General features: G+C 29.7%; 9 protein-coding genes. 8 read left to right on the top strand and 1 reads right to left on the bottom strand.

Annotated features, from left to right (window positions below):
* The first annotated feature begins 124 nt into the window (after positions 1 to 124).
* The 5 genes from KGF45_RS14115 to KGF45_RS14135 all read left to right on the top strand — a co-directional run bounded on the left by KGF45_RS14115 (position 125) and on the right by KGF45_RS14135 (position 7,422).
* Positions 125 to 2,566: a U32 family peptidase gene (locus tag KGF45_RS14115; protein ID WP_227842773.1), complete on the top strand. Its 2,442-nt coding sequence runs from the start codon at positions 125 to 127 to the stop codon at positions 2,564 to 2,566.
* A 103-nt stretch (positions 2,567 to 2,669) separates the two neighbouring features.
* On the top strand, positions 2,670 to 3,248 hold the full coding sequence (locus tag KGF45_RS14120; protein ID WP_227829454.1) for an HD domain-containing protein: 579 nt from the start codon (positions 2,670 to 2,672) through the stop codon (positions 3,246 to 3,248).
* A 35-nt stretch (positions 3,249 to 3,283) separates the two neighbouring features.
* Positions 3,284 to 3,760 carry an 8-oxo-dGTP diphosphatase gene (locus KGF45_RS14125; RefSeq protein WP_227829455.1) on the top strand — a complete coding sequence of 159 codons (477 nt, stop codon included), beginning with the start codon at positions 3,284 to 3,286 and terminating at the stop codon, positions 3,758 to 3,760.
* A 104-nt stretch (positions 3,761 to 3,864) separates the two neighbouring features.
* Entirely contained in the window at positions 3,865 to 4,686 is an 822-nt protein-coding gene (locus tag KGF45_RS14130) for a nitroreductase family protein (protein ID WP_227842774.1), read from the top strand.
* A gap of 243 nt (positions 4,687 to 4,929) precedes the next feature.
* Complete coding sequence (locus KGF45_RS14135) at positions 4,930 to 7,422, top strand: diguanylate cyclase domain-containing protein (protein ID WP_255287810.1); 2,493 nt, start codon at positions 4,930 to 4,932, stop codon at positions 7,420 to 7,422.
* A 313-nt stretch (positions 7,423 to 7,735) separates the two neighbouring features.
* Here the strand turns inward: KGF45_RS14135 and KGF45_RS14140 are convergent, their stop codons facing one another.
* Positions 7,736 to 9,187 carry an aminoacyl-histidine dipeptidase gene (locus KGF45_RS14140; RefSeq protein WP_227829458.1) on the bottom strand — a complete coding sequence of 484 codons (1,452 nt, stop codon included), beginning with the start codon at positions 9,185 to 9,187 and terminating at the stop codon, positions 7,736 to 7,738.
* Positions 9,188 to 9,509: 322 nt separating this feature from the next.
* Here KGF45_RS14140 and KGF45_RS14145 point away from each other — a divergent pair, with 322 nt between their 5' ends.
* From KGF45_RS14145 to argS, 3 genes are all read left to right on the top strand, one after another.
* A complete protein-coding gene (locus KGF45_RS14145; protein WP_227829459.1) occupies positions 9,510 to 11,888 on the top strand; it encodes an endonuclease MutS2 in 2,379 nt (792 codons plus the stop codon).
* Between the two features lie 21 nt (positions 11,889 to 11,909).
* On the top strand, positions 11,910 to 12,326 hold the full coding sequence (locus KGF45_RS14150; RefSeq protein ID WP_227829460.1) for a DUF523 domain-containing protein: 417 nt from the start codon (positions 11,910 to 11,912) through the stop codon (positions 12,324 to 12,326).
* A 177-nt stretch (positions 12,327 to 12,503) separates the two neighbouring features.
* Entirely contained in the window at positions 12,504 to 14,204 is a 1,701-nt protein-coding gene (gene argS / locus KGF45_RS14155) for an arginine--tRNA ligase (protein ID WP_227829461.1), read from the top strand.
* Positions 14,205 to 14,245 lie beyond the last annotated feature (41 nt).

Consider the following 14,245-nt stretch of genomic DNA (forward strand, 5'->3'; position numbering starts at 1 on the left):
GATAAAAAAATGGAGTCATTATTTGATATACTTTATATAGTAAATAGTGTATAAATTTAATGTAAATATTTATGTTATAGATATAATTATATTAACCTAATAAGTATAAATAGAGGAGAAAAATATGAAAAAAATAGAATTACTTGCACCAGTTGGCTCTTTTGATTCACTGAAAGCAGCAGTACAAAATGGAGCAAATGCTGTGTACTTAGGTGGAAAAGACTTTAGTGCTAGAGCATCTGCAAATAACTTTGATAGAAATGAACTGATTGAAGCTGTTAAATATTGTCATATAAGAGGAGTACAAGTATTTGTCACTGTAAATACATTGATAAAACAGTATGAGATAGATGATTTTGTCGAGTATGTAAAATTTTTATATGATATAGATATTGATGCATTAATAGTTCAAGATATAGGTATGGCAAGGCTTATAAAAAAATTACTACCTGATTTTGAATTACATGCAAGTACTCAGATGGTAGCTCATTCATTAGAGGATGTAAAATACCTTCAAAGTGTAGGATTTGATAGAGTGGTCTTGGCAAGAGAATTAAATGTTGATGAGATAAAATGGATTTGTGAAAATACAACTGTAGATATAGAAGTATTTGTGCATGGGGCTTTATGTGTATGTTATTCAGGTCAATGTCTTATGAGTAGTATGATAGGAAACAGGTCTGGAAACAGAGGTAGATGTGCACAACCATGTAGACAAAAATATGAGTTAATAGATATAAATACAGGTGAAGTAGTAAATAGTAATGGAGAGTATTTATTAAGTCCTAGAGATTTAAGTACTATAGAAGATTTAGATAAAATAATCGAAGCAGGAGTATTATCTCTAAAAATTGAAGGAAGAATGAAAAAGCCAGAATATGTAGCTACTGTAGTTTCAGGGTATAGAGAAGCGATTAATGAGTTTATAAGTAGGAATAAAATAAATATTTCTGAGGAAATAATAAATAATTTGTATACTATCTTCAATAGAAAGTTTACTAAAGGATATATATTAGGTGAAGTTGGTAAGGATATAATGAATTCTGATAGACCTAACAATCAAGGTCTATATGTTGGAAAAGTTTTAGACCATAATAGAAAAACAAAGAGACTTAGAGTGATACTAGAGAATACCCTTAAAAAAGGCGATGGAATCAACTTAGGTGGAGGGACTATTGGAAGAGTTATAAAAGATGGAGAGATAACTACAATAGCACACAAAGGAGATTTAATCGAATTAGATTTTATTGGGGAAGCAAAGAGAAATCAACTTATATTCAAGACTTCAGACAGTGAATTAATGGACAAAGTACAGTCTACATTCCAGCAAGATAAAGAACTTATAAAAACTAACATAAGTGCAAAAGTAAGTATTAAATTGGGTGAAAAACCAGTACTTTCTATAAGTGATTTTTGTGGTAATAAAGCAGTTGTAGAGGGTGAAAAGGTAGCTGAAAAAGCTATAAAGGTTGCTTTAAGTGAAGAAAAAATCGAAACACAGATTCAAAAACTTGGAAATACGCCTTATAAATTAAAAGATATAGAAATTGATTTAGATGAAGGTGTAAGTATGCCTATAAGTATATTAAATCAAATGAGAAGAGATTGTATTGAGCTTTTGGATGAAGAAAGAATAAAGATAAAAGATAGAAAATTTAAGGAAAGCAAATTAAAATACAGACTAATTAAAATAAATCGACATAAAGAATTTAATACAACTCCTAAACTTAGAGTTAAAGTTAAGAATTTAGAGCAATTAGAAGCAGTACTAAAATATAATGTAGATTTAATTTATTATGAAGATATAAACACGTTATCTGAAGCTTTGGAAATGGCTTCAAGTGAAGAAATACCTAGTCTTGAAGATAGATTAATCTATTCAGCACCAAGAATTATTAGAAATAGAGAATATAAACAGTTTGAAATATTAGATAACATAAAAGGGCTTAATAAAATTCAAGTTGGCAATTGGGGTTCTATGGATTATTTTAAAGATAAAAATCTAAATATAGATTGCTATTTGAACTCTTTTAATAGTGAAAGTATAAATCACTTTAGGGATGTAGGAGCAAGTACGGTTTGTTTATCACAAGAGTTAAATTTAAGTGAGATTGAACAAACGTTAAAATATACAGATGCAGAAATTGAAGCAGTGATATATGGATATACGCCTATGATGGTCACAGAATACTGTCCTATGGGGGTTGTTGTTAGAGATTGTAAAAAAGATAAGAGAGTAGCTAAATGTAAGGAGAGCAGTTATGCTCTAAGAGATTTTACAGATGCAAGTTATAGGATAACACAAGATATATTCTGTAGAAGCACTATTTACAATTCAAAGGTCACTTGTATGTTGGACAATCTTTATGAATTAGATGAAATTGGAGTAGATGTATTTAGAATAGATTTTACAGTGGAAAATAGTGAAATGGTAAAAAAAGTTATTGAAGCCCATATTGAGGTTTTAAACAATAATTATAAACTTGGAGAAAAAGCTACTAATTTATATAAGCAATTGGACGAAATTGGAACAGTTGCAGGACACTACTATAAAGGTGTAGAATAGATATAACATGAAAAATATACATAAATATATAAAAAAACTTGAATTTATGTATATTAATATAAAAAAATATCATATATATGAAAAAACAGGGGGATTTCTGAAAATGAGAGAAGAAGCTTTAGAGATTTTATTTAAGTATTTAGAAACTGATAGAATGAGAAAACATTGCTATGCAGTTGAAGCAGTTATGAAAGATTTAGCCAAAAGACTAGAGCCAGAAAAAGAAGAAAAATGGGCAGTTGCAGGTCTTTTACATGATTTGGATTCAGATATAGTTGGAAGAAAGCCAGGAGAAATCTGTGAAGGTCATGCAACAACGACTGTAGAACTTCTTAAAAAAGAAAATTTTGGTGATGAAGAAATGTATAGAGCAATACTTGGTCATCATGATGGTATGGGAGTTACAAGAACTAGCCTAATGGAAAAAGCTATATATGCAGCAGACCCTATAACTGGATTTATAACTGCAATAGCTTTAGTTTATCCAGATAAAAAACTTACAAGTGTAAAGACAAAATCTGTAATTAAAAGAATGAAAGAAACAAGATTTGCTTCAAATGTAAATAGAGATGCAATGAGAAGTATAGAAGATATAGGTATCCCATTTGATGAATTTGCTGAGCTTTCTCTTAATGCAATGAAGAATATTAGTGATGTACTTGAAAACAATGAAAATGAGTAAATAAAAAATAGAAAAGAGAAAGTAAGGCGAATTATATGAAACTTACGACTATTTGTTATATAGAAAAAGATGGTAAGACTTTAATGTTGTATAGAAATAAGAAGAAAGATGATGTACATGAAGGTAAATATGTAGGTGTTGGTGGAAAGTTTGAGCAGGGAGAAACACCTGAAGAATGTATAATCAGAGAAGTTAAAGAAGAAACAGGTCTTACTATTAAGTCATTAACATATAAAGGATTGATAACTTTTCCAAAATTTAAAGATGAAGAAGATTGGTATATGTTTTTGTATTTTTCAGATGAATTTGAAGGAACTTTATCTAGCAAAGATTTAGATGATTGTAAAGAAGGTAAATTACTTTGGGTTGATAATGATAAAATATTTGACTTAAATATGTGGGAAGGTGACAGGTTATTTTTAGATTGGGCTAAAACAGGCAAAATTTTTAGTGCAAAGATAACATATGATAATGGCAAATTGAAAGATTACAGTGTAAATTTCTTAGATTAATTAAAAAATTAAAGCTTGTATATTGTTAAAAAAATAAAAATTGACTTAGACAACTATTTGATTTATACTAGAGTGAAAATTTTAAAATGGAGGAATAAGCTGGAATGATAGACATAAATTTAGACAAATGTGTAGGATGTGGCATGTGTGAGTCAGACTGCCTTGTAAATGCAATAAGAGTTAAAGAAGATAAAGCAAAGGTGAAAAATATTCTCTGTATTAACTGTGGTCACTGTATGGCGATATGTCCAACAGATGCAATAGAAATGCAGGGATTTGATAAAAATGAAGTATTAGAATTCAATCATGAAAAATTTGATTTAGAGCCTGAAAAATTACTAAACTTCATCAAATTTAGAAGAAGTATAAGAAGCTATAAAGACATAGAGGTAGAAGAAGAAAAAATAAAAAATATAGTAGAAGCAGGAAGATACACACCAACAGGTGGAAATAGACAACCTATAAGATACATATTAGTAAAAGAAAAACTAAAAGAAGTAAAAGAATTAGCAATAGAAGGGCTTTATAACTTGGCATTAAACACTGATGATGAAGACCCTGTACGTTCTATGTATAAAAATACATTTAAGAGAATGTACAAAAGATATAAAGAAGAAGGATATGATTCTCTATTTTATGATGCACCATTACTTATGGTAGTTGTTGGTGACACTTCTTTAGGAGGAAGTGTATATGTAGATGGTGGATTAGCTGCATCTAATATGGAGCTTATGGCTTATTCTCAAGGATTAGGAATGTGTTACAATGGATTTTTCGTTATGGCATCAAATGTAGAGCCAAAGTTAAAGGAATTATTGGGAATGAATGATAATGAAGCAGTTATAACTTCATTTATATTGGGATACCCAAGTGTAAAATATAAGAGAACTGTAAATAGAAATAGTGCTAAATTTGAAATAAGATAGAACTTAAAATGTATTATATACTAGCGATTAATACGAGAGAATGTATATATTTAATATAGCAAATTTATTGTAATAATCAAATAAATCAGTTATAATTTAGATATATTGTATATAAAAGGATATTTAAATTTTTAAGTAAATTTTTATATCCTTTTATATGCTAATCTATTTTTTCATATCTAAAAATTTATATAGTAATTTGCACTGTAAATCTTAATTATTTGCACTGTAAATCTTAATTATATGGAGGAGTGTATAGTGAATTCAAAAAAATTACTTTTATTAATTATTGTAATTGCGTCTATATTCACTTCTGGCATATTTCCTTTTAATGTTAATGCTTTAGGTAGTGATAGTCGTACTATTCGGGTTGCTTATCCTATTCAAAAAGGTCTAACTGAACTAGATAAGCAAGGTAAATACTCTGGATATACATATGAATATTTGTTGGAAATTGCGCAATATACTGGATGGAATTATGAATTTGTTCAAGTATCTGGAGATGAAAATGAAATTCTTACAAAACTAATGAAAATGCTAGAAAAAGGTGAGATTGATATAATGGGAGGCATGTTATACAATGAGCAGATGGAAAAATTGTATAATTATGCAGGTAATAGTTATGGAGTAGTAAATACAGTATTGCAAGTATTATATGAAAATACAGCTATTGATAGTATAAGTTTAGAATCTATGAAAGAAATTCGTATTGCTGTAATAGAGAATTCTAATACTAGGCTTAAAGAATTAAATGAATATTGCAAGATGAATTTAATATCACCTAAATTAGTATATTGTAAGTCACAAGAAGAACAGTTACAAGTACTAAAGAATGGTAAGGCAGATGCACTGCTTAATGTGAGTATGAGTCCAATAGAAGGTGTGCGTACTATAGCTAAATTCTCACCAAAACCATTCTATTTTATTACACCTAAAGGTAATACAGACCTAACTCAAAGGCTCAACTCAGCAATTAACAATATTGAACAGACAGACCCATATTTTTCAACTACTCTATATGAAAAATATTTTACACCAGAAAATAATAAGATGCTTTTGTCTGATGATGAAACTACATATATTAAAGATATAGATACATTAAAAGTTGGGGTACTTTTAAATAAGCCACCATTTCAAAACATAGATGAAAAAACAGGCGAATTAAAAGGGATATCAATAGATTTATTGAATCATATATCTGACAAAACTGGACTGAAATTTGAACTGGTACCTGCAAAGTCCCAAAAAGATTTGGACAAAATGACTGAAAATCATGAAATTGATATTGTAGCAGGAATGATTTATGATTATGAAAATTCTCGTAAACACAATGTAACTATGTCTCGGTCATTCGTTTCTACTCAATACATTATGATGATTAACAATAAATTAAATGAGAATAGTTTGGATGGAAAACGTCTAGCTCTACCTAAAGGTATCATTTATGATAATTATTTTAAGGGAGATGTTGTATGGTATGATACTTTGGAAGAGTGTATAGAAGCCGTCAACAAGGGAGATGTAGATTATACTTATGGAGAAGGCTATTCTATACAGTACTATATGAATCAACCTAAGTACAAAAATGTACGTTTAGTTCCACAGACTTATGAGCCACAGAGTATTTGCTTTGGTATAGTTAAACCAAGTAAGCAGGAATTATTGGGTATATTTAATAAAGCTATTATAAGTATTCCATCAGAAAAGATGCAATCAATTATTTATCAAAATACTACATATAGACAAGATTTTTCACTGCTTTATATTATGCAACAAAATCCAATTGAAACTGTTTTAATAGTTGCTAGTTTATTACTTTGTATTATTGGAGGTATGGCATGGAGCTTGCATACACGTAAAAGTATGAATCAGAAAATCTCTTTGGAACTTAAAAAGCACTCTGAAGTGTATGAAATGGCAAGTGAATACTTTTTTGAATATGATTATAGACAAGATAAATTGATAGTTTCTATGAAAGGGAAAGGAATTAGTACTTATTATGGTATAAGTAAGAGTGATAATAGTACTATGAGTGAAATTGAAATAGAATATAATAAAAAGTTTTCTGATGTAATCAAATCACAGGAAAATGGGACTACTGAAATGTATTCTCTCTGCTCTGATGGTAATTGTCACTGGATTAGGATTACTTCAAAAATAATTTATAATGAAAAAAATGTACCAGTGTATGTAATTGGAAAAATATCTAATATTGATTCTGAAAAAGAGGAAAAGGATAGGTTACTGGATAAGGCTCAAAAAGATGGTTTAACAAATATTTTTAATGCAGCATATATTAGAAAGTTAACAGCAGAAAGTTTATCGACTTTATCTCCTAACAAAAACGGAGCTTTGCTAATTTTAGATATCGATTATTTTAAGTCTATTAATGACAATTATGGACATTTAGTTGGAGATGAAGTATTAATTGATGTTGCAAAAATGCTTGAAAGAAGTTTTGAAAAAGATGATATTGTAGGTCGCTTGGGTGGAGACGAATTTAGTATCTACATTAGAGATATAATAAATAAGGAAGAACTTGTCGCTAAATGTAATTATGTATATGAACAGATTCACCTTATAAAGTTACCAAATGGAAAAAGTGTATCTATAAGTATGGGTGTAGCGATAACAAAATATGGACAGAAATATGATGAATTATACAAAATGGCAGACGATGCTCTTTATGATTCTAAGAAGCAAGGAAGAAATAAATTTAAAATAGTAGAAGTATAATTTTTAGAAAGATTTACTATAGAAATTAGAAATAAGATATAATTGAACGAGTTTTGTATAATTGTAAATAAAATAGAAGTGTTAATTTATATAAGATGAAGTATAAAAATATAATAAATTTCTAAATAGAAAGTATATAATAAATCTTTTTAAAGTGAAAATAATAAAGCCTAATGATGTATGTTATTATCATCATTAGGCTTTATTTCTATAAATTAATGCTAAAATTAAACTTGATGCTAACATTAGTCTTAATTTACAGGGTTAATTTTATATAGATTTACTTAGAATTAAAATCTCTTAAAACTTAGTCTTAATATTGGTTCATAGATTTTAATATTTCAATAACATAATCCCAAACATTAGCAATAGAAGGTATACTAACGTGTTCTTTTGGAGTATGAACATCAAACATATCTGGTCCTATAGAGATAGCTTCAGCATGAGGAAGTTTATCAAGTAATAATCCACACTCAAGACCAGCATGTAGAGCCATAACAGTAGGAACTTTACCAGTTAATTTCTCGTAAGTTTCACTACATATTTTTTCTAATTTAGAACCTTTTTTAAATTCCCAAGCTGGATATTGAGATGTAAGACCATAGTTAGCACCTAAAGCTTGAGCTAAAAGTCTTATTCTATCAGCTATCTCATCTCTAATAGACATAACAGAACTTCTAACAGAAGTTAAGAATTCAATAGTAGATTCTTTAGTTTCAATTATAGCGAAGTTAGTAGAACTTTCAACTAGCCCTTCTATATCAAGACTTACAGATTGAACACCGTGAGGAGTTAAGCTTGACATTTGAATAACTTTTTCTTTGCAGTCTTTAGTAAGAGCTTTAGTTGCAGAAGTTTCAACTACTGAATAAGCCATATCAGGGTCAGAAGTAGTAAACTCATGTTTAAATGCAGTTAAAATATCATTTATTTGTTTTTTAGCAGATTCAACATCAGCTTTATCAACGGCTATTACACACTTAGCTTCACGAGGTATAGCATTATGCTTAGTACCACCATCAACTGAAACCAATTCGTAATCAACATCTAGTACGCTTAATACTCTAGCTATTGCTTTGTTAGCATTTGCTCTTTGTAAAACAATTTCCATACCAGAATGTCCACCTAATAATCCAGTAACTTCAACTAATAAAGCTTGTTTGTCAGCTCCAACTTCTTTGTACTCAACAGGTAGACTAACAACACAAGTTTTACCACCAGCACAACTAACTAACAGGTATCCTTCTTCCTCGGAGTCCATGTTTAAGATATATTGACCTTTGATTAAGCTTGGGTCTAATGCATCAGCACCGTTCATACCATCTTCTTCATTAACAGTAACTAAAACTTCTAATGCTGGATGCTCTAAAGTATTATCTTCTAATATAGCCATACCCATAGCAACAGCGATACCATTGTCAGCTCCAAGAGTAGTTCCAGTAGCGTATATCATATCACCATTAATTCTTAATTTTATAGGGTCTTTAAGAAAATCATGTTCAACATTCTTTTCTTTTTCACAAACCATATCCATATGTCCTTGAAGAACTACTCCTGGACAATTTTCATATCCTTTTGTAGCAGGCTTTCTTATTATTATGTTTAAACTTTCATCTTGGATAGTTTCAAGCCCTAAATTTTTACCAAAGCTAAGTAAATAATCACTTATGCCTTTCTCGTTTCCAGAACCTCTAGGAATTTGAGATATTTTCTCAAAGTTTTTAAAAACATTTTCTGGCTTTAATCCTTCTAATACGTTTCCCATGACTTGTGTTCCTCCTTAATTTATCTATATAAGTAGCTATTTTTATAAAATAAGCTAAAATAAACTCCTTTAAAAAATATTAAAGAAGATTTTTTAACAGATTATATTACAAATAAAGCATGTTTATGTATAATATATAGATAGCTACATACATAGTATAATACAAAATATGTTTAAAATATATCTAAAAGAGAAAAAATATAATAAATTTAGAAATAAAAAAGAAATAAAACTTGCAGTTTTTATTGAAAATGCTTGGAAAGCATACATTTTAGATATTAAAGAAAAAAGTTAAAATATTGAGGATGGTGAATATAGAAAAATGAATGAGAAATCGTTAAGAGTTCTAGAATACAATAAAATAATAGATTTATTAAAGAAGAAAGCCTCATCTTCTTTAGGTCTAAAATATATAGAAAGTTTAGTTCCAAATACTGATTTTGTAGAAGTAAAGTCCATGCTAGAAGAAACTAGTGAAGCTCAATCAATTATTATAAAGAGAGGTTCAGTAGGTTTGGATGGTATTCATGATATAGAAGATAAGGTTAAAAGAGCCTATATAGGTGCATCTCTTGACCCAGGAAGTTTAATTATGATAGCGGATACTTTAAGAGTAGCTAGAAGATTAAAAAATAGTCTGTCTAGCAGTGATGAAGAAGATTTTAATTATCCAATAATACAATCTCTATCAAATTCTCTATATGTATATAAAGATATAGAAGACCAGATATACAATGCGATAATAAGTGAAGTAGAAATATCTGACAATGCTTCAAGTACACTTAGAGATATCAGAAGAAGAATAGCTCAAAAAAATCAATCCATTAGGTCTAAATTAAATTCAATAATAAGTTCAACTACTTATCAAAAATACTTACAAGATGCCATAATTTCTCTAAGAGGTGATAGATTTGTAGTACCTGTAAAATCTGAATATAGGTCGCAAGTAGCTGGTATAGTACATGACCAGTCATCTTCTGGTGCGACACTTTTTATAGAGCCAATGACTATAGTAGAGATGAACAATGAGTTAAGACAGCTAAAATTAGGAGAGCAAGAAGAGATAGAGAGAATTTTATCAGAACTTTCTGCAATGGTTGGAGAAGTAAGTGAAGATTTGATTTCCAATCAAGAGATACTCGGAAGATTAGACTTTGCATTTTCAAAAGGAAAACTTTCTATACAAATGAGAGGTATAGAACCTACATTAAATGAGGATAAATATTTAAATATAAAAAATGGAAGACATCCACTATTAGATAAGAAAAAAGTAGTGGCAAATACTATTTATTTAGGAAGAGACTTCCACACATTGGTAATAACAGGTCCAAATACAGGTGGTAAAACAGTTACAATAAAAACTGTAGGCTTATTTGCGCTTATGACACAAAGTGGACTTCACATACCTGCTGATTATGGAAGTAGTATGTGTGTGTATGATAATGTATTTGCAGATATAGGAGATGAACAAAGTATTGAGCAAAGTTTATCTACATTTTCATCTCACATGACAAATATAGTATCAATACTAAAAAACGTAACAGCAGACTCTTTAGTTATATTTGACGAATTAGGAGCAGGAACAGACCCTGTTGAGGGAGCTGCACTTGCAATAGCAGTATTAGAAGATATAAACTCTGTAGGAGCGAAATGTATAGCAACTACTCACTATAGTGAGCTTAAAAATTATGCTCTTACTAAATCTGGTGTAGAAAACGCAGCAGTTGAATTTGATATAGAAACTTTAAGTCCAACATATAAGTTACTTATAGGTGTTCCTGGAAAATCAAATGCGTTTGAGATTTCCAGAAAGCTTGGACTTAGTGACTATGTAATTTCACGTGCCAAAGAATATATAAATACAGATAACATAGCTTTAGAAGATGTATTACAAAATGTTGAAAAGAATAGAATCAAAGCTATTGAAGATAGAGAAGAAGCTGAAAGACTGAAGGAAGAGATAGAAAGACTAAAAGTAGAATACGACGAAAAACTTGAAAAATTAGTTACTCAAAGAGATAAGATGATTGAAAAGGCTAAATCAGAAGCATTTTCAATAACAAGACAAGCTAAGGAAGAAGTAGACCTTATAATAAAGGAACTTAGAAGTTTAGAACAAGAAAGAGCTTCTAAAGAAAAAAATCGTAAAATAGAAGAACTTAGAAAAGAATTGACTAGTTCTATGGGAAGTCTTCAACCAACAGTAAAAAGTATGATAGTTCCAAAGGTTTCAAGTAAAGAAATAAAAGACCTAAAACCAGGAGAAGAAGTTAAAGTAATAACTTTAAATCAAAATGGTAGTGTGGTTTCTGTAGACAAAAAGAGAAAAGAAGCAGTAGTGCAAATTGGTATAATGAAGATGACTCTACCTTTTAAATCGTTACAAAAATCTCACAAGGATGTTTCAAAAAATGTTACTAAATCAACAAGAAATATCATAAGGGCAAAATCTGGAAATATAAAAAGTGAAGTTGACCTTAGAGGTTTAAATTTAGAAGAAGCTATAATGGAAGTTGAAAAATATCTAGATGATGCATATGTAGCAGGGCTAGAATCTGTAACAGTAATACATGGAATTGGTACAGGAGTGCTAAAAGCAGGACTACAAGATATTTTAAGAAAAAATAGACATGTAAAATCACAAAGAGGTGGCCAGTATGGAGAAGGTGGAGCAGGAGTAACAATTGTTAAACTAAAATAATTTGTATAGGAGCACATTTTTATGATATTAGTATCTGCATGTTTAATAGGAATAAATTGTAAATATAGTGGCGATAATAATGAAAATAAAGAAGTAAAAGAATACCTAAAAGGTAAAGACTTTATCCTTGTATGTCCAGAACAGTTAGGTGGTCTATCTACACCAAGACCACCTGCTGAGATAGTTGATGGGAAAGTAATCACAAAAGAAGATTATAAAGATGTAACAGAAAACTTTGTAAGAGGTGCTGAAGAAACTCTAAAAATAGCAAAGTTATATGTATGTAGCGAAGCAATACTAAAAGAGGGTAGCCCCTCTTGTGGATGTAATCTAGTGTATGATGGTAGTTTTTCAGGTAAAAAAATACCAGGGAAAGGTATTACAGCAAAGTTACTAGAAGAAGAAGGAATAAAAGTTAAGAGTGAAAAAGACTTATAGAAAGTCAATAATGGTATGGATAAAAACTGTAATTATAGTATTTTTAATAGATACAGAAAACATAATTATTAAAGTGTTTTGCCATGTAATGAAATACTTGAAAAAACACGGAATTTGATTTAACATAAAGAGATAAGCACAATATAAACCAGGAACAATGTAGAGAGGAGCAACAAGATGCAAGATTTCAAGGTAGCAATATCAAATTGCCTTAAAGAGAAAATAGAAGAATTGTCGATAGAAGAGATAGAGGCACTTATAGAAGTTCCACCAAACAAGGACATGGGTGACTATGCTTTTCCATGCTTTAAACTAGCTAAAGTATTTAGAAAAGCTCCAAACATGATAGCAAGTGAATTAGCAGAAAGTATAGAAGCTAGTGGAGAGATAACAAAAGTAATACAACTAGGCGGATATGTGAATTTTTTTGTAAACAAATCTCAATTAGCAGAAACTGTAATCAAAAAAGTATTAGATGAAAAAGAAAATTATGGTTGTAGCGATTTTGGAAAAGATAAAACTGTAATAGTTGAATACTCTTCTCCAAATATAGCAAAACCTTTCCATATAGGGCATATAAGAACTACAGTAATAGGTAATGCTCTATATAAGATATATGAATCACAAGGATACAAAACTATAAGAATAAATCATTTAGGTGACTATGGAACTCAATTTGGTAAGTTAATAGTGGCCTTTAAAAAGTGGGGAGAAAAGGAAGTAGTAGAATCTAATCCAATCCCAGAATTATTGAAATTATATGTAAGATTCCACGAGGAAGCTGAACAACATCCAGAAATGGAAGATGAAGCAAGAGCATGGTTTACTAAATTAGAAAATGGTGATGAAGAAGCAAAAGAATTATGGCAGTGGTTTAGAGATGAAAGTCTAAAAGAATTTAGTAGAGTATATAAACTTTTAGATATAGAATTTGATTCTCTAGCAGGTGAAAGTTTCTATTCTGATAAGATGGATAGAGTGATAGAATTATTAGAAGAAAAAAATCTTTTACAAGAGTCTAAAGGTGCAAGAATCGTTGATTTAGAAGAATATAAGATGCCACCAGCACTTATTACCAAGAATGATGGTTCAACACTATATATGACAAGAGATTTAGCTGCTGCAATATATAGAAAAGAAACTTATGATTTTGATAAGTGTATATATGTAGTTGGTTCTCAACAAAACCTACATTTCCAACAATGGTTTAAAGTAATTGAGCTTATGGGATATGAATGGGCAAAAGACTTGGTGCATGTTGGATTTGGTATGGTAGCTCTTGAAGAAGGGACTATGTCAACTAGAAAAGGAAGAGTTGTATTTTTAGAAGATGCATTAAATCAAGCTATAGATAAAACTAAGGATATTATACTAGCTAAAAATCCAGATGCTAAAAATGTAGATGAAATATCTAAACAAGTAGGTGTTGGGGCTGTAGTATTCCAAGAACTATCTAATAGTAGAATAAAAGACTATACTTTCTCATGGGAAAGAACATTGAGCTTTGATGGAGAGACTGGACCATATGTTCAATATACACATGCTAGATGCTGTGCAGTTTTAAGAAAAGCAGAAGAAAAAATCACTTCTGATATAGATTATAGTCTATTGGCTGACGAAGATAGTGCAGAAGTTCTTAGAGTTATAGAATCATTTAATAAAAATATTTTACTTGCTCTAAAGAAGAATGAGCCACACATAGTTACAAGATTTATGCTAGATTTAGCTCAAGCGTTCAATAAATTTTATCATGACAATCCAATTTTAGTGGAAAATTTAGAGATTAGAAAATCGAGACTTGCCTTGGTGCTAGCTACAAAGCAAACTTTAGAAAATTCTCTGAAACTGTTGGGAATGCACGCTCCAGAAAGAATGTAACACAATAAAATGTTGAAATAAAAAGAATAAAATTGAACTTA

The organism is Clostridioides sp. ZZV14-6154 (assembly GCF_020657785.1).
Taxonomy (GTDB): Bacteria; Bacillota; Clostridia; order Peptostreptococcales; family Peptostreptococcaceae; genus Clostridioides.

Bases quoted from the DNA above. Each gene is read 5' to 3' on its own strand.
- KGF45_RS14115 (WP_227842773.1), top strand. From the start codon at position 125: ATGAAAAAAATAGAATTACTTGCACCAGTTGGCTCTTTTGATTCACTG.
- KGF45_RS14120 (WP_227829454.1), top strand. From the start codon at position 2,670: ATGAGAGAAGAAGCTTTAGAGATTTTATTTAAGTATTTAGAAACTGAT.
- KGF45_RS14125 (WP_227829455.1), top strand. From the start codon at position 3,284: ATGAAACTTACGACTATTTGTTATATAGAAAAAGATGGTAAGACTTTA.
- KGF45_RS14130 (WP_227842774.1), top strand. From the start codon at position 3,865: ATGATAGACATAAATTTAGACAAATGTGTAGGATGTGGCATGTGTGAG.
- KGF45_RS14135 (WP_255287810.1), top strand. From the start codon at position 4,930: ATGGAGGAGTGTATAGTGAATTCAAAAAAATTACTTTTATTAATTATT.
- KGF45_RS14140 (WP_227829458.1), bottom strand. From the start codon at position 9,187: ATGGGAAACGTATTAGAAGGATTAAAGCCAGAAAATGTTTTTAAAAAC.
- KGF45_RS14145 (WP_227829459.1), top strand. From the start codon at position 9,510: ATGAATGAGAAATCGTTAAGAGTTCTAGAATACAATAAAATAATAGAT.
- KGF45_RS14150 (WP_227829460.1), top strand. From the start codon at position 11,910: ATGATATTAGTATCTGCATGTTTAATAGGAATAAATTGTAAATATAGT.
- argS (WP_227829461.1), top strand. From the start codon at position 12,504: ATGCAAGATTTCAAGGTAGCAATATCAAATTGCCTTAAAGAGAAAATA.